Origin of the sequence: Streptomyces echinatus, from assembly GCF_014203595.1 — a bacterium.
Lineage (GTDB): Bacteria > Actinomycetota > Actinomycetes > Streptomycetales > Streptomycetaceae > Streptomyces > Streptomyces echinatus.
Genome location: NZ_JACHJK010000024.1, coordinates 35,055 through 51,844, shown reverse-complemented (window position 1 = coordinate 51,844; position 16,790 = coordinate 35,055). Strand labels below are relative to the sequence as shown.

At 70.4% G+C, this 16,790-nt stretch carries 36 protein-coding genes; 32 read left to right on the top strand and 4 right to left on the bottom strand.

Translation table 11 applies throughout. From position 1 onward, the window contains the following. From FHS34_RS38825 to FHS34_RS38740, 18 genes are all read left to right on the top strand, one after another. Window positions 1-462: LvrA C-terminal domain-related protein (locus FHS34_RS38825; RefSeq protein WP_221510018.1), on the top strand; the 462-nt coding region annotated here is incomplete at its 5' end. Then, the gene (locus FHS34_RS38820) at window positions 462-1,046 is read left to right on the top strand and encodes an ATP-binding protein (protein ID WP_184974609.1); all 585 of its coding nucleotides are present in this window, start codon (window positions 462-464) and stop codon (window positions 1,044-1,046) included. The genes FHS34_RS38825 and FHS34_RS38820, both read left to right, overlap by 1 nt. Then, window positions 1,043-2,395 carry a replicative DNA helicase gene (gene dnaB, locus FHS34_RS38815; protein ID WP_184974606.1) on the top strand — a complete coding sequence of 451 codons (1,353 nt, stop codon included), beginning with the start codon at window positions 1,043-1,045 and terminating at the stop codon, window positions 2,393-2,395. The genes FHS34_RS38820 and dnaB overlap by 4 nt, the downstream gene beginning before the upstream one ends. Before the next feature lie 16 nt (window positions 2,396-2,411). Further along, a complete protein-coding gene (locus tag FHS34_RS38810) occupies window positions 2,412-2,600 on the top strand; it encodes a hypothetical protein (RefSeq protein ID WP_184974604.1) in 189 nt (62 codons plus the stop codon). Window positions 2,601-2,624: 24 nt separating this feature from the next. Next, the gene (locus FHS34_RS38805) at window positions 2,625-2,987 is read left to right on the top strand and encodes a hypothetical protein (protein WP_184974601.1); all 363 of its coding nucleotides are present in this window, start codon (window positions 2,625-2,627) and stop codon (window positions 2,985-2,987) included. 67 nt (window positions 2,988-3,054) lie between these two features. Next, window positions 3,055-3,327: a hypothetical protein gene (locus FHS34_RS38800; protein ID WP_184974598.1), complete on the top strand. Its 273-nt coding sequence runs from the start codon at window positions 3,055-3,057 to the stop codon at window positions 3,325-3,327. A 56-nt stretch (window positions 3,328-3,383) separates the two neighbouring features. Further along, window positions 3,384-3,629 carry a hypothetical protein gene (locus FHS34_RS38795; RefSeq protein WP_184974595.1) on the top strand — a complete coding sequence of 82 codons (246 nt, stop codon included), beginning with the start codon at window positions 3,384-3,386 and terminating at the stop codon, window positions 3,627-3,629. A gap of 79 nt (window positions 3,630-3,708) precedes the next feature. Next, complete coding sequence (locus tag FHS34_RS38790; RefSeq protein ID WP_184974591.1) at window positions 3,709-3,897, top strand: hypothetical protein; 189 nt, start codon at window positions 3,709-3,711, stop codon at window positions 3,895-3,897. Then, window positions 3,894-4,811 carry a hypothetical protein gene (locus tag FHS34_RS38785; RefSeq protein WP_184974588.1) on the top strand — a complete coding sequence of 306 codons (918 nt, stop codon included), beginning with the start codon at window positions 3,894-3,896 and terminating at the stop codon, window positions 4,809-4,811. Before FHS34_RS38790 ends, FHS34_RS38785 begins: the two co-directional genes overlap by 4 nt. A gap of 170 nt (window positions 4,812-4,981) precedes the next feature. Then, window positions 4,982-5,368, top strand: a complete 387-nt coding sequence (locus FHS34_RS42065; RefSeq protein ID WP_221510023.1) for an ead/Ea22-like family protein — start codon at window positions 4,982-4,984, stop codon at window positions 5,366-5,368. A gap of 32 nt (window positions 5,369-5,400) precedes the next feature. Beyond that, entirely contained in the window at window positions 5,401-5,661 is a 261-nt protein-coding gene (locus FHS34_RS38775) for a hypothetical protein (protein WP_184974586.1), read from the top strand. Beyond that, window positions 5,658-5,840: a hypothetical protein gene (locus FHS34_RS38770; protein WP_184974583.1), complete on the top strand. Its 183-nt coding sequence runs from the start codon at window positions 5,658-5,660 to the stop codon at window positions 5,838-5,840. Before FHS34_RS38775 ends, FHS34_RS38770 begins: the two co-directional genes overlap by 4 nt. Beyond that, window positions 5,837-6,184 carry a LuxR C-terminal-related transcriptional regulator gene (locus FHS34_RS38765; RefSeq protein ID WP_184974580.1) on the top strand — a complete coding sequence of 116 codons (348 nt, stop codon included), beginning with the start codon at window positions 5,837-5,839 and terminating at the stop codon, window positions 6,182-6,184. Before FHS34_RS38770 ends, FHS34_RS38765 begins: the two co-directional genes overlap by 4 nt. Continuing rightward, complete coding sequence (locus FHS34_RS38760; RefSeq protein ID WP_184974577.1) at window positions 6,181-6,588, top strand: hypothetical protein; 408 nt, start codon at window positions 6,181-6,183, stop codon at window positions 6,586-6,588. The genes FHS34_RS38765 and FHS34_RS38760 overlap by 4 nt, the downstream gene beginning before the upstream one ends. Beyond that, window positions 6,585-6,755 carry a hypothetical protein gene (locus tag FHS34_RS38755; RefSeq protein ID WP_184974575.1) on the top strand — a complete coding sequence of 57 codons (171 nt, stop codon included), beginning with the start codon at window positions 6,585-6,587 and terminating at the stop codon, window positions 6,753-6,755. Before FHS34_RS38760 ends, FHS34_RS38755 begins: the two co-directional genes overlap by 4 nt. Beyond that, window positions 6,752-6,940: a hypothetical protein gene (locus tag FHS34_RS38750; RefSeq protein ID WP_184974571.1), complete on the top strand. Its 189-nt coding sequence runs from the start codon at window positions 6,752-6,754 to the stop codon at window positions 6,938-6,940. The genes FHS34_RS38755 and FHS34_RS38750 overlap by 4 nt, the downstream gene beginning before the upstream one ends. Before the next feature lie 33 nt (window positions 6,941-6,973). Then, entirely contained in the window at window positions 6,974-7,591 is a 618-nt protein-coding gene (locus FHS34_RS38745; RefSeq protein WP_184974568.1) for a radical SAM family protein, read from the top strand. Further along, window positions 7,588-7,818, top strand: coding sequence for a hypothetical protein (locus tag FHS34_RS38740; RefSeq protein ID WP_184974565.1), 231 nt, complete (start codon window positions 7,588-7,590; stop codon window positions 7,816-7,818). The genes FHS34_RS38745 and FHS34_RS38740 overlap by 4 nt, the downstream gene beginning before the upstream one ends. 50 nt (window positions 7,819-7,868) lie before the next feature. Here FHS34_RS38740 and FHS34_RS38735 read toward each other — a convergent pair whose 3' ends face one another. The 4 genes from FHS34_RS38735 to FHS34_RS38720 form a co-directional block, all read right to left on the bottom strand. Further along, window positions 7,869-8,114: a hypothetical protein gene (locus FHS34_RS38735; RefSeq protein WP_184974562.1), complete on the bottom strand. Its 246-nt coding sequence runs from the start codon at window positions 8,112-8,114 to the stop codon at window positions 7,869-7,871. A gap of 125 nt (window positions 8,115-8,239) precedes the next feature. Then, window positions 8,240-8,557 (bottom strand): GIY-YIG nuclease family protein, encoded by a 318-nt coding sequence (locus FHS34_RS38730; RefSeq protein ID WP_184974560.1) that lies wholly within the window; start codon window positions 8,555-8,557, stop codon window positions 8,240-8,242. Next, window positions 8,554-9,315: a helix-turn-helix domain-containing protein gene (locus FHS34_RS38725; RefSeq protein ID WP_184974557.1), complete on the bottom strand. Its 762-nt coding sequence runs from the start codon at window positions 9,313-9,315 to the stop codon at window positions 8,554-8,556. The genes FHS34_RS38730 and FHS34_RS38725 overlap by 4 nt, the downstream gene beginning before the upstream one ends. Window positions 9,316-9,412: 97 nt before the next feature. Beyond that, window positions 9,413-9,658, bottom strand: coding sequence for a hypothetical protein (locus tag FHS34_RS38720; protein WP_184974555.1), 246 nt, complete (start codon window positions 9,656-9,658; stop codon window positions 9,413-9,415). Between the two features lie 215 nt (window positions 9,659-9,873). On the opposite strand from FHS34_RS38720, the gene FHS34_RS38715 reads away from it, so the two are divergent. The 14 genes from FHS34_RS38715 (at window position 9,874) to FHS34_RS38650 (ending at window position 16,752) form a co-directional block, all read left to right on the top strand. Beyond that, on the top strand, window positions 9,874-10,362 hold the full coding sequence (locus FHS34_RS38715; protein WP_184974553.1) for a DUF6907 domain-containing protein: 489 nt from the start codon (window positions 9,874-9,876) through the stop codon (window positions 10,360-10,362). A gap of 92 nt (window positions 10,363-10,454) precedes the next feature. Next, a complete protein-coding gene (locus FHS34_RS44430; RefSeq protein WP_505383596.1) occupies window positions 10,455-10,595 on the top strand; it encodes a DUF8839 family protein in 141 nt (46 codons plus the stop codon). Continuing rightward, complete coding sequence (locus FHS34_RS38705) at window positions 10,595-10,933, top strand: hypothetical protein (protein WP_184974550.1); 339 nt, start codon at window positions 10,595-10,597, stop codon at window positions 10,931-10,933. The genes FHS34_RS44430 and FHS34_RS38705 overlap by 1 nt, the downstream gene beginning before the upstream one ends. Next, entirely contained in the window at window positions 10,930-11,157 is a 228-nt protein-coding gene (locus FHS34_RS38700) for a hypothetical protein (RefSeq protein WP_184974547.1), read from the top strand. The genes FHS34_RS38705 and FHS34_RS38700 overlap by 4 nt, the downstream gene beginning before the upstream one ends. 173 nt (window positions 11,158-11,330) lie before the next feature. Then, window positions 11,331-11,549 carry a hypothetical protein gene (locus FHS34_RS38695; protein WP_184974544.1) on the top strand — a complete coding sequence of 73 codons (219 nt, stop codon included), beginning with the start codon at window positions 11,331-11,333 and terminating at the stop codon, window positions 11,547-11,549. 46 nt (window positions 11,550-11,595) lie between these two features. Further along, window positions 11,596-11,760, top strand: a complete 165-nt coding sequence (locus FHS34_RS38690) for a hypothetical protein (protein ID WP_184974541.1) — start codon at window positions 11,596-11,598, stop codon at window positions 11,758-11,760. Between the two features lie 75 nt (window positions 11,761-11,835). After that, window positions 11,836-12,024 (top strand): hypothetical protein, encoded by a 189-nt coding sequence (locus tag FHS34_RS38685; RefSeq protein WP_184974538.1) that lies wholly within the window; start codon window positions 11,836-11,838, stop codon window positions 12,022-12,024. Between the two features lie 82 nt (window positions 12,025-12,106). Beyond that, a complete protein-coding gene (locus FHS34_RS38680) occupies window positions 12,107-12,301 on the top strand; it encodes a hypothetical protein (RefSeq protein WP_184974535.1) in 195 nt (64 codons plus the stop codon). Window positions 12,302-12,396: 95 nt separating this feature from the next. Then, window positions 12,397-12,600, top strand: a complete 204-nt coding sequence (locus FHS34_RS38675) for a hypothetical protein (RefSeq protein ID WP_184974533.1) — start codon at window positions 12,397-12,399, stop codon at window positions 12,598-12,600. Next, a complete protein-coding gene (locus FHS34_RS38670; RefSeq protein ID WP_184974530.1) occupies window positions 12,600-12,791 on the top strand; it encodes a hypothetical protein in 192 nt (63 codons plus the stop codon). Before FHS34_RS38675 ends, FHS34_RS38670 begins: the two co-directional genes overlap by 1 nt. 21 nt (window positions 12,792-12,812) lie before the next feature. Continuing rightward, the gene (locus tag FHS34_RS38665) at window positions 12,813-13,904 is read left to right on the top strand and encodes a hypothetical protein (RefSeq protein ID WP_221510017.1); all 1,092 of its coding nucleotides are present in this window, start codon (window positions 12,813-12,815) and stop codon (window positions 13,902-13,904) included. A gap of 8 nt (window positions 13,905-13,912) precedes the next feature. After that, the gene (locus tag FHS34_RS38660; protein ID WP_184974527.1) at window positions 13,913-15,970 is read left to right on the top strand and encodes a hypothetical protein; all 2,058 of its coding nucleotides are present in this window, start codon (window positions 13,913-13,915) and stop codon (window positions 15,968-15,970) included. A gap of 221 nt (window positions 15,971-16,191) precedes the next feature. Continuing rightward, window positions 16,192-16,545: a hypothetical protein gene (locus FHS34_RS38655; protein WP_184974524.1), complete on the top strand. Its 354-nt coding sequence runs from the start codon at window positions 16,192-16,194 to the stop codon at window positions 16,543-16,545. A gap of 36 nt (window positions 16,546-16,581) precedes the next feature. After that, complete coding sequence (locus FHS34_RS38650; protein ID WP_184974522.1) at window positions 16,582-16,752, top strand: hypothetical protein; 171 nt, start codon at window positions 16,582-16,584, stop codon at window positions 16,750-16,752. Window positions 16,753-16,790 lie beyond the last annotated feature (38 nt).

Sequence of the window (16,790 nt, the reverse complement as noted above, 5' to 3'; positions counted from 1 at the left end):
CGCACCGACGTACCACACGCTGGTACGTCTCTTAAAGAACACGGTGAGAACACTAGGAAGAACACTTCTTCTACAGGTGACGCCTCCATCCGCGAGATCAGCAGCAAGAAGACGGACCATCACCTCGCCGCCTTCGGTGCCTTCTGGAGCAACTACCCGAAGAAGAAGGACCGCGAGGAAGCCAAGAAGGCGTGGATCGCAGCCATCGAGCGCGGCGTAGAGCCGAAGCGCATCGTCGACGCCGCCCAGGCCTACGCCCGCGAGCGCGCCGGCAAGGACCCCCAGTACACGAAGTTCCCGGCCAACTGGCTGAACAAGGGCTGCTACGACGACGAGCCCGACCTGCCGCCGCTCCGTGCCGTCTCCGGCGGTTGGACCGCACCCAACCGGCCGCACCCCGCCACCGGCGCCTCCGCCCCCGCGCCCACCGCAGAGGACTACGAGAAAGCGAAGCCCTTCTAATGACGACCGCCGACGAACGGCGAGCCCGCTACGACGCCGAACGAGTCGCCGCCCGCGACGAGATCCGCAACCAGACCCTCGACCGCTACCTCGGCCGCCGGCCCGCCGCCTTCGCAGCCGACGGACCCGTCCACCCCGACGTCAACAAGTGGATCAGCGACTACCTCGACGGCTCCCGCGCCTCGCTGCTGCTGCTCGGAACCCCCGGCACCGGCAAGACCTGGCACCTGTGGAAGATCGGCGAGACCCTGATCCGCCGCGGCTGGTACGGCCGCTACTACCTCGTCAGCGACTTCGAGTTCAAAGCCGCCGCCGACCGGCCGGCCAACCTCGACAAGCTGCAGGCCTGGCGTGAGGCCCCGCTGGTCGCCCTCGACGATCTCGGCGCCACCCAGCTGTACCCGTGGACCGTCGACGCCATGGCCCAGTTGATCGACGTCCGCTGGCAGAACCAGCTGCCCACGCTGATCTCCACCAACCTGCCGACGCTCGAGCCCCTCGGCCCCCGCACCACATCCCGCTTCGCCGACGGCGGCTCCACCTTCATCAAGTTCACCGGCACCGACTTCAGGAAGGCATCGTGACCTACGACTTCGACGAGCAGCCCGACGGCCAGCAGCCGCCGTTCGACCTCGACGCCGAGAAGGCACTCCTCGGCGACATGATCTCCTCCCGCCGCTCCACCGAGGACGTCGCCGAACTCCTCCAGCCGCACGAGTTCTACCGGCCCGCCCACGAGACGATCTTCCGCACGATCGTCGAACTCCACAGCCACGGCGAAGCCCACGACCCGATCGCCCTCGGCGACCGCCTGGAGAAGAACGGCGACCTCACCCGCTGCGGCGGACGCGCCTACCTCTTCGAGCTCGTCAACTCGGTCGTCATCTCCGGCGAGGCCCGCACGCACGCCGCGATCGTCCACGAGAAGGCCATCCTCCGGAAGATCCTCGAAGCGTCCACCGGCATGGCCCGCGGCGTTCACAGCCGCCAGCACTCCCCGGACGAGCTGATCCAGGACGCCTACGACACCCTCGAAGGACTCGCCGGCCTCACCGACGCGGCCGACGACGACCTGGCCGTCGGCGTCGACATCATGGACACCGTCGCCGAGGTCGTCGACATCCGGGAGAACGGCCCCAAGGAAGGGCTGAAGACCGGCTTCACCGACTTCGACTCCCTCACCGGCGGCCTGCTGCCCGGCCAGTTCGTCCTCATCGCAGCCCGCCCCGCCATGGGCAAGTCCGTGCTTGCCGGCGACTTCGCCCGCTACGCCGCCATCCGCAACGACGTTCCGACCCTGTTCTTCTCCCTGGAGATGGGCCGCAAGGAGCTGGAGAAGCGGTTCCTGTCCGCGCAGGCCCGCTATCCGCTGCACTGGATGAAGACCAAGGGCCCACTCGACAACGCCAAGATCGACAAGCTTGTCGAGGCGGGCAAGGACATGCAGTCGTCGCCGCTGTTCATCGTCCCCGACACCGGCGTCACCCTCGCCAAGATCCGCTCCCACTGTCGACGCGTCCAGCGGCAGCACGGACTTGGCCTTGTGGTCATCGACTATCTGCAGCTGATGGGCGGCGAGAGCCTCGGCCGCAACGACAACCGGCAGCAGGAAGTTTCCCGGATCAGCCGCGGCCTCAAGACGCTCGCCATGGACCTCCAGGTCCCCGTCGTTGCCCTGTCGCAACTGAACCGCGGGCCCGAGCAGCGGCAGGACAAGAAACCGATGGTCTCGGACCTGCGCGAGTCGGGGTCTCTTGAGCAGGACGCCGACATCGTCATCCTCCTGCACCGCGAGGACGCCTACGACAAGGAAACCCCGCGGGCCGGCGAGGCAGACCTGATCGTCGCCAAGCACCGCAACGGTCCCACCGCCACCATCACGGTCGCCTTCCAGGGCCACTACTCCCGCTTCGTCGACATGGCCCACACCTAGCCGAGAGGGAACCGCCGTGCACTACCGCGACACCTGCGACCGCTGCCTCACCGACGACAGTCCCGCCATAGCGCCCGTCAAGGTCACACCGAACGGACCCGGCTCCATCCTCGCCACTTACCGCTGCCCCACCTGCGGCTTCATCTGGACCTGCGGATGGAGCGCCGAGGAAGACGCAGACGAAGCCCGCCACCCCGCCGCCTGACCCGCCAGCCGACAAGGACCAGACATGACCACCGACCCCCGCATCCGACAGCTCGCCGAAGCCCGCTACCGCAACGGCTACGGTGCCACCGCCGCCGACGCCTGGGACAACCTCGACCCGAGCCTCCGCGAGTACCTGACCAACGAGGCCGCCGCCTGGCTCCGCGCCGCCGTCGAAGCCGGGATCGCCCCCTCCACCGAGCGCCCCACCGACGACCACGACGCCGTGTACGTCGACGAGGAAGGGCTTCTCTACGGCGAGTACCGCACGGTCCCGGCCTCTGACTGCGTTGTTCGCCTCGTGTGGGCCAGCGAGCAGGCCGTGTCGATGCAGGAGCTGAAAGACCGCTACGGCGCCGAGTTCCGCCTCATCGGCTGGAGCGAGTGACCCCGCCGCCCAGTCGCGGCCCGGCGCCTGATCACCACACACCATCGCACCCAAGGAGACCTGCACCATGCAGATCAACCGCACCAGCAACGGCACCGTCCACGTCGCCCTGACCGTCGAGGAAGCCGCCGCGGTCCGTGACGACCTCGGCCAGATCTGGGCCAGCCAGGTCAGCACCGCCGGGGACCAGCTGCACAGCCTGCTGGAGTCCGTCACCGAGGACGAGCCCGCCTGCCCCGGCTTCGAGAAGGAGTACCAGGGCGTCAGCGACGCCAAGCGCCGGCTCGCCAACTGCAAGCACTGCCGCCAGCCGCGGACCGCACACCCCGCCTCCGCGTGAGCCGGCCCCGCACGACGACGGCCGCCCACCACCCGCCTACCACCGGAAGGAACCCCATGAACGACACCGCCATCATCAACGCCGACCAGATCGAACTCGACGGCGGCGACGTGATGCTGCAGGAGCTGAGCGTCGGCGACCCCATCGAGATCGAGAAGCAGACCGGGCCACTGAGCCCCGGCATCTGGGTGATCACCGCGTTCGAGGCTGACGACCGCAGCCGCGCGCGAGTTCGCCGCATGACCGTCGACGAGATCCGGGCGGCTCGGCACCGCGAAGCCACGGCACGGATCTACGAGTGACCTCCCGCGCGACGACGGCCGGCCGCGGGCTATGCGGCCGGCCGTGCACCCCGAACCCTACCCAGCACCTGGAGCCCCGATGAACCAGCCCGACCCCACCGCCGACGACCCGGCCGCCACGCCCTACGGCTGCCGCTGGTGCGGCGACGAACAACACCACCACGGAGAGCAGTGGCACCCCACCGCAGGGCTTCACCAGTGGACCAAGCCCACGACCGATCAGATCCGCGATCGCATGACCGCCCGCCGCGCCCGGAGGAACTCGTGACCGCCCAGCCCGCCCGCCTGCTCGACTGTGGCCACTGCTACGAGGAGCAAGGCGAGGAAGTCCACCCGCACCCTGAGTGCCCGATCGGACAGCCCGGCCCCGCGGTCGATCGGACCACTGTCGCCCGCGCGCTGGTCGCGCTGCGAGCGGGCAACCACATCACGGCCCGGCTCCTGCTGGAGTCCGCCATGAACCCCGCCGACGCGGCGCAGTCGCCCGCCGCCCGGGACGCCCTGCGCGACCGCATCGCCGAGGCGCTGCTCACCACCCGGCGCACCGACTACGCCGACCTCAACGTGAAGGCGGACCACCGCAACCACCGGTTCGATGCTCGGTGTGCGCTGTGCGCCTACGACGTGGACGCCCTGACCGACGCGGTACTGGCCGTGCTGCCCGAGCAGGTGGATCGGGCCGCCGTCGCGCTCGCCGAGGTACGTCGCCTGTGCGAGCTGACCATCAAAGCCTCGGTCCGCGTGCAGGCCATCGACCAAGCCCGCGACACCCTCACCCTCATCGACCGCATCATGAGCGGCCCGCCCCCTGCGACCGACGATGAGGGACTGTCCGGGCCGTGTGACTGCGGGGAGGGCGCGATGCACTACACGGCCGCCGAGTGCCCGGCCGAGCTGCGTCGGCTGGCTGGCGAGCAGCCCACGAACAGCGAGGCGCGCACCCAGCTCGCGTCGCTGGCCGTCAACGTGGCGAACGCCCTGAGGGACGAGAAGCGCCACTACGAGATCGCCTGCCGGGAGAACGCTGAACTGCGAGCCACGGTCGACCGGGTGCGTGCTCTGCACGACAGCCTCGAAGCGACGTCGGAGCTGACGTCCCCGGACGACGAGATCACTCGGGGTGCTGCGGCCAAGCGGATCGCCGCCGCGCTCGACGGCTACATGCCCCCGCCGTCCGTCTGACCGTCTGCCTGCCGTGGGGTCGTGCCCGCCCACGACCCCACGGCGGAGCCTCAGGCGGCCCTGTGTGCCCGCCTAAGCCACGAACTCCCCGCGCGGGCAGTCCCGGAGGGTCCAGCCCCTCACAGCGCCCCACAGCCCCCGCCACGCCAATCCAGCATCGAGGAGACACCGTGACACCCGCCGACGAAATCAAGCAGGCCGCCGAAAAGCTCCGGACGCTCGCCACCGCAGCAACACCCGGCCCATGGCGGCAAACAGGCATCGGGGACTACGGGTGGAGCGTCAGCTTCAGCAGTCCGGGCGCCGGAGTCGAAGCCGACGACAGTGACCAGGGCCGCGCCGACGCGGACTACATCGCCGCCATGGACCCCACCGTCGGCCTCCTGCTGGCTGATTGGCTCGATGAAGCCGCGCGCTACTACGAGGCCGGGGTCCGCGCTGCCGCCGACGTGTTCCGCGACGACCCCGCCGGCCGCGAAGCGTTCCTCACCACCGGGCCCGGCGCGCCGTCCGTCCGCGCCCTCGCGATCGCCCGCGCCCTCAACACCCAGCCGTAGCCCGCACCCCGCCCACCACCAGGAGCAGACCCATGACCGAGCCCACCGACATCCAACTCAGCCGCCACCAAGGGCGTGGCATCGTCGTCGACACCGCCCCACCCCGCACCCTCATGGCCCTCACAGTCCTAGCAAACGGCGGATGGTGGGGGACCCGCATGCAGGACGCCGACCACGTCAACATCGCCGAGCAGGTGCTGTACAAGGTCATCGGCTACGACCCCGAGCGCGCGGCCCTGGTACTCGAACTTGTCGAGGACTGGCGCACCACGGCAGGCGGTGAGCAGCAGTGACCCGCACCCCGATCCGCTGGATCCCCGACGACGGCAGCGCCGCCATCCTCAACGCCTACGCCCGCCGCGGCGAACGAGCCGGAGCAGTCATCCGCCGCGCCCTGCTTCTCCTCGCCCGCGCCGACGGCATCCTCAACAGCCGCGGCCGGCTCGTACCCCAGCAGGGGAGGCGACCGTGAACCCGCTGACCGCCCGACAGTTGGATGTGCTCAAGCGCATCGCCGAAGGCCAGCCCTGGGCACGCATCGGATCCGACCTCGGCATCAGCATCAACGGCGTCGGCTCGATCAACAAGCAGATCCTCGCCAAGCTCGGCGCGACCTCCGCAGCGCACGCCGTCTTCCTCGGCTGCCGCGCCGGCCTCCTCGACGGACGGCCTCAACGGCACGGCGACCACGCCGGCTACACCGCCCACCTCCGCCGCCACGAAACCCCCTGCGACGACTGCGCCAAGGGCGAGATCGCCTACCGGGCCGCACGCCGCAGCAACCGACGACAGACCAGCCAGGAGACAGCAGCATGACCGAGAAGTCCGCGCTCCGCGAGCAACTCACCAGCGCCATGATCCCGGTGTTCGCCATGGATCGGATGCTGCTCAAGCCGGAGGAACTCCGGATCATCGACGAACTCGTCACCGCCGTCCTCGGCGTGATCCTCCCGCACGGCCAGCTCCTCGGCGACCAACTCCGCGACGCCGAGCAGCGGCTCGCAGAGACCCGCACGACCCTGCACGAAGTCCTCAGTCACTTCGTTCACAAGGGCCACCCCGGAGAGCCCTGCTTGCAGACCGGATGGATCGCCGAGAAGACCGTCGCCCGCTGGCGCGCCGTCCTCTACCCGCCCGCCCCCGACCCCGCGGCCGGGCCGACCGACTCCGAAGCCGCCGCCCACGACCGGCGCTGGCCGCTGGAGAAGGAGGGCGAGTGACCGCCGCCCGGAAGATCGCCACCCCCGTCACGCTCGCCAGGGAGCTCGCCATCGAGTGGCAGCTCATCGACCCCGACACCCCGCCCGCACCCACCCCGATCCAGCGCGCCCTCGACATCCTCCGCCCCCACCTCGCCTGGGACCACCGCTACCGGGAGACGCCGTGACCGTCCAGCTCACCCTCGGCGACTGCGACCCGCTCTGGTCCGACTGGGAGGAACTCTGCCAGCGCGGCGCCGAAGAACTCGCCGACCCCACCGGCCCACGCTGGCGCGACCTCCGCCACCAAGGGGTCACCGCCCGCCAGTACCACCGCATCGTCGACGTCCACGTCGTCGGCGACCTGCTCTAGCCCCGCCCGCACACCCGCACCAAGGAGCCCGCCATGGACGCCGCCCGCATCTGCATCGTCTGCTCGGCCGCCCTGTACGACGACGAAGCGCAGACCTGCCGGCCCTGCGCCGAACGCGTGGCCGCCAACTTGGCTGCGCTCGCCGGACCGGAAGGGCTGTACGCCCGCCTCGCCGACTCACTGCACCCCGGGAGTGGATCCGGCGGGCCCGTGGTGTCCGGGAGCCGCACAGCGCCGCTGCCGGTCCGGCTGGAGGTACTCAACGCGATGACCGAGCGGGGGCCCGTCCTCGGCCCCCTCGAAGGCTGGGTTCGGGACTGGGAGGCCTACGGCCGGGCCACGGTCGACGAGACCGGCACCCTGCAGCAGCGCCTCAACCACGCCGTCGGCACCCTCCGGTTCAACCTGGCCTGGGCCGCCGGCCAACACCCCGCCTTCGCCGACTTCGCCGACGAGACGTGGACGATCGTCCGCCGCTGCCGCACCGCCACCGGCGCCGAAAAGCCCCCCGTCCGCGTCCCCGTCGCCTGCCGCTGCGGCCAGATACTCCGCGTCAGCCTCGACATGGACGGCATCGAATGCCGGCACTGCGGCAGCGAATACGGGCACGGCGAGATGCTCAAGCTCACCCCCACCAGGCGGGCGGCATGACCGACGACGAGCCCGTCGAGCACGCCACCAGCCAGCTGCCCATCGTCACCGCCACCGACGGGCACGCCTACATCGGAGCCGACGCCGTCGTCGCCCTCCTCCGCGCCATCGCCGAATCCTGCCGCAACCTCGCCGACGACCCCGACTGCAGCCTCCGCGGCGCCGCAGAAGCCATCGACCTCGAAGCCGACAACCTCGACTGCCTAGCCATCGAGCGCACCGCATGACGAAGGGGCCCACCGCCATCCGGGCGGTGGGCCCCTTTACGCATGTCCGGTCAGGCGGCCTCTTCAAGCGCGGCCTTCCGCGGGTCCCGGATGACGCTCCGGATCCAGCTCGGCGTCAGCCCCAGCCTCGCCGCCAGCACCTCCACCGATACACCCCGCCGGTGTGCTGCCCGCACGACCTGGTTCCGGCGCAGCTTCCACTGGGCTACCGCCGTCTTACTCGCGATCACCCGCTCCAGCACCGCCGCCAGGCCGAGCAGCAGCCAGCCGGTCGCATCGTTCCAACCCCGCCTCATGCAATCCCCCTCGCGTTGAGGACAACAGCAACCGCAAACCACGGTCACGGCGGGGCAGTACAGCCACAAGGGCGCATGGCGGGGCGCACGACAACGCCCCCAGCCAGCAGGCTGGGGGCGAAGGATCATGCGGCTGACTTCGGGTAGCCGCTCCAGGGCTCGTCATCGCAGTCTGGGTGATGCATTCGGTTGTACAGCGGAAGCTCGGAGCGGATCGCCGTGATCTCGGCGGCCTCGGCTTCCTCTCGGGTGTCGAACCACTCATTCGTGTAGCTGGCGATGTCGTGCCGCCACGCGTGCGGCTTGTGCCACCGGTGCGAGTCGTACCGCTTCTCAGGCTTGCAGGAGATGCCGATGTACAAGAGTCGGCCTGCGGCGTCGAGCAGGCGGTACAAGCTGGTGCGGCCCTGGTCCGGCATGTTCTTGTACGGGCGCCGGGTCACTCGGGCCTCCGGCTGTACTTACCGATCGTCTTCTGGTTGGTGGATGGGTCCTCAAGGCGCAGCTCCCACGGCCCCGTGTTGATGTCCATCTCCTTGCCGAAGCCGACCCACTTGCCGGCCATGCGGGTGCCGGTCGGCTCAACCAGCATCTGGATGGCGCCGTGGTACCGGGCCCCGCGGTAGTAGCCGTCGGTCGCGGTCTGCTCCACCCAAGTGCCGGTGATGACGCTGCCGTCGACCGTCAGGTCCATCGTCAGCGGCGAGTCGGGGTTCGAGGACGCTTCCGGCAGCGAACGGACCGTCAGCCGGTTGCCGTGCTGGAGCACGACGACGTAGTGCATGCCGATGAAGCTGGAGTCCCGGCCGCTGGAGAAGTACTCGTAGCGCGACAGCCAGACGCCGCTGTAGTGGGCCCGCGGCGAGGCCGCCGGGGTGGGGCCGGGGACGGGCGCGGCTACGCCAGCTGTCGATGGGTGGACGTCGTGGCCGCCGGAGCCGTCCTCGGCAACCCGGGCCATGGCTGGGGAGGCAAAGCCGAGGGTGTCGATCGGCATGCCGGTGACGGCCTCAAGGGCGCGGGCGTAGCGGGGGCTGGGGGCGGCGATGGCGCCGGACTCCCAGCGCTGAACGAGCCGCTTGCTGGGTTCGATTGGGGATCCGGCGCGCGCGCCGGCCTCTCGGAGCGCGGTGGCGAAGTCGTCCTGACTGAGCATCATGGAGATGCGAACCGCCCGGAGCGTGGAGTTAGGGGTGGTCATGCACTCACGGTAGCGGGATGTCGCCGGAATGTCGCCTGCGATGTCGTCGCGGCCGGTGACTCCGCGATGTCACCTTGTAGCCATGGACCGAACCCGATTACCGCCCTTTGGCGATCTGCTCGGCCCGAGAGCCGGACACGCCAAGAAGCTCGCCGACCACACGCCAGGGTCGGCCTTCCTTGAGTTCACTGACCGCGCCTCGCTCGACCTCCTGGGTCTGGCGGTTTGCGGCGGTCAGGATTTCGCGCAGCTTCCGGGCTGCATGGAAGCGCTCGACGGCGTCGGGAATCTGTGCGAGTCGTCCCGTCTCGGACTCGATGGCGGAGGTGAGCGCTTCTGTCATGCACCTAGCGTAGGGGCGAAATGCTGCCACTACAAGAGACCCCTTGACAGGGTCGCTCGCGCCGCTCCAAGATGTCTCTTGAAGCCGACGGGGCTCCACCCCCGGAAGGCATCACTGCCGCTCCACCGGCACCCACAAACGAAGACGGCCTCGGCGCAGCGACTCCACTCGCTGACCGAGGCCTAACCGATCAGGTACCTGCTAGGGAGACCCTGATGGCTGCAGACCAGCTTAGCGGTGCGTCCGTGCGCACCAATCACCCCACCTCCATCCCGGCTGTCGCGCCGGGCCACCACCTCGCCCCGGTCGCGCTCGGCGCCCCCGGCCCCGACCAGAAGATCGTCTTCGTGTCGGAGCCGGACTGGTGCCGCACGAACCACATCAGCGAGTGGGTCCACTTCCTGGAGGACCTCAACCACACCGGCGACGCGTTCGCCGTCGAGGTCGGGTCGTTCTTCAACGGCGACAAGCCGGTCTACACGCTGAGCGCGACGGTCGGCTCGGACCCGATGTCGTCGGACCCGCAGATGCGGGCCGCGCACGTCGTCGTCGGCGACGCCGGCTCCGTCGACGCCTACCTCACGCCGGACATGGCGGAGGCAGCGGCGGCCGACCTGCGCAGGCTGGCCGATGCCCTCGACGAGAACGCCCGCACCGCTCGCCTGCACAACGAGGCGGCCGAGGCGAAGGCGGTCGTCGCATGAGCACCGCAACGTACTCGCCGGCCGAACAGGCGGCCCGTCTCGCAGCGCAGGGCCCGGTCCGCACCGCCGAGCCGGTCAAGCCGCAGCGCAAGGTGCTGGAGCGGTTCCCGGCCGGCGCCCCGCGTGGCAGCTGGCCGGCGGAGGAGTTCGCGCAGCAGCAGCGCCGCCAGGGTGTCGCCGCCGAGGTCGTCATGGACCTGGCCTCCGACAGCTACCTCGTGGTGGTGGCGTGATGGCCTCGCAGGAGTACATGCGCCGCTGGCAGCGGGCCGCCCACCAGGCGCTCGGTGAGTTCCTGAAGGCCGACCTTCCTGCCGTCTCCTGGTCGATCCCCGTGTCTGGCGCACTGGTCGGGGACGTCGACTCGCTGACGTCGACGCCTGACGAACAGCGGGCCGCGTTCGCAGCGTGGACCCAGTACCTGGGTGCCGACGTGATGCCGGAGCGGACCGACTCAGGTGGTGTGACCCGCCTGTACGCCAAGTTCTGGCGGCAGGGCGACCGCGACGGTGTCCGCGGTGCGATCCGCGCCTCGATCTACCCGCCGATGGACGACGAGGTGCAGTCGTGAGCGGCGAGCGTGAGCGTCTGCAGTTGTTGCAGGCGACGGCGCAGGAGATCGTGGCCGGCCTGCCCGCATGGGACGGCGAGTCGCCGTCCGTGCTGGTGACGGTCATCGACCCGGTGACCCGGCAGCGTCTCGGGCACTGGTTCGTCCCGGCCACCGCGGCGGCGCCCCGGCCCCGACCCGAGCCGGGTGTCCGTCGCCTGCGCGCGGTCCGGGACGCGTCGTGAGCGCCGAGCGGCGCGCCGAGATGCATCGCCGTCTCGCCGAGGTCAATGGCCGCAGCGAGCACCCCCTGCCCAAGTAGGGCCCCCATACCGCCGCGGCCGGCATTCACCCATCCCCCGCCAGCCGGCCGCGGCACCCCCTCCCATCCCAGCCTGACCAGCCGAGGAGATCCGTCATGTCCCGAGTCACGAAGGCCGCCGCCGGCCAGCTGCACGAGGCCGCCGCCCGGTACGAGGCCGCAGCGGGCAGTACGCCGGCCGACGCGACCGTCCTCGCCGGGCAGCTGGAGCGCATCGCCGCCGGCTTCCGGACCCTCGCCGCCATCGACCAGGGCCAGCTGCCCGCCGACCACGTCGACGACGTCCTCGCCTCCATCACCTCCGCCACCGCCTGACCATCCACCCCCAGCCCTTCGATCCCGAGAGGATCCGTGATCCCCCATGTCCATCCAGGACCGTGCCCGCCTGATCGCCGCCTACATCGACGCCGACCCGGAGCAGCGCCGGCTGATCCGCGACCACGCGGTCGCCGTCGACTCCGTCACCCCGCTCGGCCCCCGCCTCGTCGACGAGCTCGACGGCCTGCACCTCCCGGCCGCCGCCTGACCGGCTGCCCGATCCGCCGGTCCCGCACCGGCGGTGAGGGGAGCCGGGACAGGCCCGGCCCAGGAAGGACCCCCGATGTTCCGACGCAACCGCAATGACGAGCCCATGAGCGCACAGGAGCGGACCGCCCGCCGCCTTCAGCAGGTCGGCCGCAGTCTGGCCGGCGAGCGAGGCAGCCGGGCAGCGAACCGCGTGTCGCAGGCCATCGGCTGCGGGCGCATCGAACTCTGCGACGACCCGAACTGCCCGAACTGCGCAGACTGACCGGCTGCCCGATCCGCCCGACGTTGTGCGGGCGGTGAGGGGAACCGCGCCAGCGCTTCCACCCCAACCGAGAGGAGCCCTCATGGGCCTGTTCAGCAACCGCACCTCCACCGCCGAACTCCGCGCCGAAGCCGAGACGGTGAAGAAGTCCATCGCGGCCGAGGAGAAGTTCGACGCCGTCCGGCCGCCGAGCTCCCACATGTACGCCGACACCAACATGGCCAGCTACCAGCACAGGCTCAAGGAGATCAACGACGAGCTGAAGCGCCGCTCCTAACTCCGCTCTGACCGGCTGCCCTCGGCCCGCGTCTCGCACGCGGGCCCTGGAGAACTGGCGCAGGAACCCACCCGTATCTGACCTGTGAGGTCGCCATGCTCCGCATCATCGCCGTCGCCCTCTTGGGGCTTTACCTCGTCGCGATCGGCTTGTGGCCGCCGGCCGCCGCCCCGATTGGCGCCGCTGTCACCGGCCTGGCCGTGATCGTCGGCCTGATCCCCGGCCCGGCCTGGCTCGGCCTCGGCGTCATCGCCTGGCTCCGCAACCGGCCCGCCCCCGCCCAGGTGGTGGCCGACTGATGGCCAAGTGGCGCAACCAAGTCGAGGGCGGCGCCGCCCGCACCGACGACAACCGAGGCCCCAAGCCGACCCGCGCCTGGCAGTCCACCGGACCCGGCGGATCCACCTGGCACGGAATCACCCCGGAGCCGGGCCCCCGCCAAGGCGAGGACTCCCGCACCTACCGACGCGCCCGCGTCACCGCCAGCTAGAGCAGGAAGGAACCGATCACCGTGAGCAGCTGGTTCGATGAGCGTGCCCAGCAGCGGCGAGAGGACCGCGTGTTCGACGCCAGGCTGCGCCGCGACGAGCGCCGCATGGACCGAGAGGAAGAGCGGGAGATTAAGGCGCAGAAGCGCCGCGACAAGCGTGAGCGCCGCCGGGAACGCGCCCAGGCCTGGGCGAAGAACACCACCGCCCGCGCCCTGTACTCGCGCGGCACCGTTGCCCTGGTCACTGCCTCCGTGCTGGCGTCGCTGCCCGCGCAGGTGGCGCACTTCGCTGGCATCTCCCTGATGCTGATCACCGTCCCCTTCGCGCTTGAGGGCGCGGCCTGGGTGGCGGCCTTCGGGGTCATGTACGCCGACGAGAAGGGGCTGCCCGCCTGGGTGCGGTGGCTGCTGCGCGCCATGTGCCTGTCTGCCGCCGGATACGCCGCCTGGATCAACTACGGATACGGCGTGCAGACCGCGCCGGCTGTCGGTTACGGCCTGGCCGCGGTGTCCCTGCTCGGCCCGTTGTTCTTCGAGGTCCGCCAGTGGGTGACCACGCTGACCTTCGACTCGGCGGAGCGTAAGCGGCGGGCTGAGGCCAAGGCCCGAGTGAAGCACGCCAAGCAGCGCCGCAAGGACCACGAGGACGTGGTGAAGCTGGCCCGCCGGCTGGTGTCCGCCGCCCCCTACGGCACGCTCGACTTCGAGAAGGCGTTCGCCGCCGCGTGGGAGATCTTCTACGGCACGGACACCCCCTGCATGACCCCGGCTCTGCACGCTCAGCAGGTTGCCTCCCGCCGCTCGCTCTCCGTAGCGATGGACGAAGCGAATGGGGCCCCGATAAGCGTCCGCGGGCGCCTCCTCACAAGGCTTCACCCGGCCCCCTCAGCGCTCCTGTCCGTGCCTGGATCTTCGCAGGTGGCGAACCAAATCCCCCCCACCTCTGAGAGGCCGTCCAGCGGCCAGCAGAAGACGCCGAAGAATGGCCCGCGCTTCAAGCCCGTTCCGCCCGTCAGGCGTAAGGGCGACACCGCTCCCTACCACCAGGCCGCCAAGGTCGCCGCAGCCGACACCGCCCGCAAGCACGTCGCCGTCAACGGCCACGCTCACTAGGAGAAGTGATGGCTACCCCGCTGCCCGAGGAGCGCCCGACGCTCACCCTCGTTCCGCCGGTCGCCGATGCGCCCGTCTTCAAGGACGAACCGGCCGGCCCGAAGCGGCTCGACTCCGTGCGCAAGGTCGCCGGCCACACCAACCGCGTCGCCCAGCTGGCCCTGCTGCCGCACACGCTTCGCGGTTACCGGGAGCTCGGCCGCCGCTGGCTCACCCGATTCCGCGACGACTACCCGCAGCTGATCGCCTCCACCGACCGGGCCATCCGCGACGCCGTCGGCGACGTCCACAGCGAGGCCAAGCTGAAGGAGCGCCGCGCCGAGCTGCGGGACGAATACCGGCGGCACCGCCTCACCTTCACCGGCAAGTCCGCCGGCGTCGCCGGGGCGGTCGCCGGGGGAGTCGGCTTCGGCGCTGTCACCGGCAGCCTGTGGCTCGACCTGGTAGCCGGGCTCGGCGCCTGGGGTCTCGGTGCCTTCCACGGCCGCGACCGCAGCCAGCCCGACACCGACACCGTGCTTGGCCTGCCCGCCGACGACACGATCCGCGGCCACGGCTCCGTCACCCTCACCGACCTGCCCGAAGGCGCCAAGCCGGTCCCGATCCGCCGGGCCGAGACCCCGCAACAGGCCGCGGTGTGCGTGCTGCTGGCGATGGTCGCCGAGAACGTGCCCGTCGTCGAGGTGTGGGACATGGAGCGGCAGCCGTGGGGCTGGCAGTGCAAGGTCCGCGTCGGCGAGAACACCCCCGAGGCGATCATCGCCAAGGCCGGCGGACTGGAGACCCGCTTCGACCTGCCCACCAACGGCGTCCGGCCGCAGCCCATGGTCGAGCGCCGAGCCTGCGCCATCCTTCGCCTCGTCGAAGGCAACCCGTTCGCCACGGCCCCCGGCCTGCCCTACCGGGCACCCAAGTCCATCAGCATCACCGACAAGTCCCGGCTCGGCACCTCCGTCGGTGGCGACCCGCTGGAGGCCGCGCTCGCCGGAGTCATGGGCCTCGTCGTCGCCGCATCCGGCGGTGGCAAGACCGGCATGTTGCAGGCCATCGGCGAAGTCACCACCGCCTGCTACGACAACATCACCATCGACCTCGATCCCCACGGCGACGGCCTCGAAGACCTCTACGACGCCGTCCGCGTCACCGGGCGCAGCCACCAGCAGATCGAGAACGTCCTGCTGTTCTTCCTCATGCTGTCCAAGGGCCGCGCCCGGCTGCGAGCCAAGCTCGGCATGGGCAAGAAGTGGAAGATCAGCAAGGAGCACCCGCACTTCACCGTCATCTTCGACGAGTTCCCGAAGGGCTCCGAGCTGGCCAAGCGGCTCGCCTTCGAACTCCTCCTCGTCGGCCGCAAGGAAGCCGTCACGCTGATCATCGCCTCGCAGGGCGGCACCAAGCTGTACCTCGGCGAGAACATCGCCCAGATGATCGCCCTCAAGGCCGTCGGGCCGTGCAAGGTCGGCGACACCCGAGCCGTGTTCGGAGACGGCGCCGTCGCCGAGGGCTGGCTGCCGCACAAGCTGTCCCCGGCCACCGACACCGATCCCAAGGACGCCGGCCACGTCTTCGTGCAGGGCGTGCCCGGCATGGCCGACGAGCCCATCGAGTACGCCATCCACCCGACCCCGTCCGACACGCTGCGCAAGCTGGCCGCGGAGCGCCGCGACGCCGGACTCGTCGAGCCCGACCAGGACTCGCTGCGCGCCATGGCCGACGTCGATCTCCCGGACCTGGGCACGGCGCTGCCGCGACTCCTTACTTGGGAGCAGCTGCTCCGCCTGTGTGACGCCGACCCCGCCGAGGGGGCGGCGGCCGAGGGATCGGCTCGCGTCACGGTCGAGGACGCGGTCGCTGTCATGGAGAAGAGGGGCGTCGACCGGATGAAGACTGAGGCGCTCCTGCTCGCCCTCCGGGACTACGAGGGCGCCTACGACCACTGGACCGTCGACGGTCTGAAGACTCGGCTCAAGGAGGCCGGGGCCGGGGCGCCGGAGACGCTCGGCCGGCTCGGTGACGAGCAGAACCCGCGGGGCTACAAGCTCGCGAAGCTCACCGCCCTGCTGTGACCGTTACGCGAAGTATGCACCCCTGATCAGGGCCTGCTCAGCCCTGATCAGACCACAAACCCGCAGGTCACAGCCGCTCAGACGGCTGCTCACGACCTGCTCACCCACTGCTCTGAGCAGCCCCTGATCAGACCCCAGAGCAGCCCTGACCTGCAACGACTCCCGCTGAGCAGACCTGATCAGCGGGTATAAACCACCACAAATCTGACAGGAGATCACTCATGGCCGGACGCAGCTGGGAACCCACCCGCAAGGGCGCCAAGGAGCTCAACCGCTTCATCCGCAAGGGCACGACCGTCTACACGATCCGCAAGACCGCCCAGAGGGTCGCGCCCTACGAGGACGCCGAACTGTATGCCGCCCACACCTTCGACTGGCGCTCCCCGATCACCGGCAACCTGATGACCGGCCATCTCTCCGCGGAAGGCCTCCTCGCCCAGGAAGGCACCGTCTACGAGAAGAAGCCCGACCGGCGTGAGATCGGCACCCCCGGACCGCAGGTCGCCGGCCCCAGCTCGCAGAGCGTCCTTGACCGGCTCCGCGCGGGCGACCGCGCCAAGGCCGGCCGCCGATAGACCCCACCACCAGCCAGCCCAACGAAAGGAACACCCGTGCCCGACAAGCAGAAGGCTGTAGAGGAAGCCGCCCGCGAGTGCCTCGCCCACGGCGGCCCGGACTGCCTCACCAACCCGCGCATCCCGATGGAAGCAATCAAGCGAGCGTTCGCTGCGGGAGCCAACTCCGACGAGATCGCCGCCGAGATGCGCCGCCAGCGCGGCTAGCCCCGCCGGGGCGCCCCTTGAAGCCTGCCAGCAACCCA

Bases quoted from the DNA above. Each gene is read 5' to 3' on its own strand.
- FHS34_RS38820 (WP_184974609.1), top strand. From the start codon at position 462: ATGACGACCGCCGACGAACGGCGAGCCCGCTACGACGCCGAACGAGTC.
- FHS34_RS38805 (WP_184974601.1), top strand. From the start codon at position 2,625: ATGACCACCGACCCCCGCATCCGACAGCTCGCCGAAGCCCGCTACCGC.
- FHS34_RS38800 (WP_184974598.1), top strand. From the start codon at position 3,055: ATGCAGATCAACCGCACCAGCAACGGCACCGTCCACGTCGCCCTGACC.
- FHS34_RS38795 (WP_184974595.1), top strand. From the start codon at position 3,384: ATGAACGACACCGCCATCATCAACGCCGACCAGATCGAACTCGACGGC.
- FHS34_RS38790 (WP_184974591.1), top strand. From the start codon at position 3,709: ATGAACCAGCCCGACCCCACCGCCGACGACCCGGCCGCCACGCCCTAC.
- FHS34_RS38775 (WP_184974586.1), top strand. From the start codon at position 5,401: ATGACCGAGCCCACCGACATCCAACTCAGCCGCCACCAAGGGCGTGGC.
- FHS34_RS38760 (WP_184974577.1), top strand. From the start codon at position 6,181: ATGACCGAGAAGTCCGCGCTCCGCGAGCAACTCACCAGCGCCATGATC.
- FHS34_RS38745 (WP_184974568.1), top strand. From the start codon at position 6,974: ATGGACGCCGCCCGCATCTGCATCGTCTGCTCGGCCGCCCTGTACGAC.
- FHS34_RS38740 (WP_184974565.1), top strand. From the start codon at position 7,588: ATGACCGACGACGAGCCCGTCGAGCACGCCACCAGCCAGCTGCCCATC.
- FHS34_RS38735 (WP_184974562.1), bottom strand. From the start codon at position 8,114: ATGAGGCGGGGTTGGAACGATGCGACCGGCTGGCTGCTGCTCGGCCTG.
- FHS34_RS38725 (WP_184974557.1), bottom strand. From the start codon at position 9,315: ATGACCACCCCTAACTCCACGCTCCGGGCGGTTCGCATCTCCATGATG.
- FHS34_RS38720 (WP_184974555.1), bottom strand. From the start codon at position 9,658: ATGACAGAAGCGCTCACCTCCGCCATCGAGTCCGAGACGGGACGACTC.
- FHS34_RS38715 (WP_184974553.1), top strand. From the start codon at position 9,874: ATGGCTGCAGACCAGCTTAGCGGTGCGTCCGTGCGCACCAATCACCCC.
- FHS34_RS38705 (WP_184974550.1), top strand. From the start codon at position 10,595: ATGGCCTCGCAGGAGTACATGCGCCGCTGGCAGCGGGCCGCCCACCAG.
- FHS34_RS38695 (WP_184974544.1), top strand. From the start codon at position 11,331: ATGTCCCGAGTCACGAAGGCCGCCGCCGGCCAGCTGCACGAGGCCGCC.
- FHS34_RS38690 (WP_184974541.1), top strand. From the start codon at position 11,596: ATGTCCATCCAGGACCGTGCCCGCCTGATCGCCGCCTACATCGACGCC.
- FHS34_RS38685 (WP_184974538.1), top strand. From the start codon at position 11,836: ATGTTCCGACGCAACCGCAATGACGAGCCCATGAGCGCACAGGAGCGG.
- FHS34_RS38680 (WP_184974535.1), top strand. From the start codon at position 12,107: ATGGGCCTGTTCAGCAACCGCACCTCCACCGCCGAACTCCGCGCCGAA.
- FHS34_RS38675 (WP_184974533.1), top strand. From the start codon at position 12,397: ATGCTCCGCATCATCGCCGTCGCCCTCTTGGGGCTTTACCTCGTCGCG.
- FHS34_RS38670 (WP_184974530.1), top strand. From the start codon at position 12,600: ATGGCCAAGTGGCGCAACCAAGTCGAGGGCGGCGCCGCCCGCACCGAC.
- FHS34_RS38660 (WP_184974527.1), top strand. From the start codon at position 13,913: ATGGCTACCCCGCTGCCCGAGGAGCGCCCGACGCTCACCCTCGTTCCG.
- FHS34_RS38655 (WP_184974524.1), top strand. From the start codon at position 16,192: ATGGCCGGACGCAGCTGGGAACCCACCCGCAAGGGCGCCAAGGAGCTC.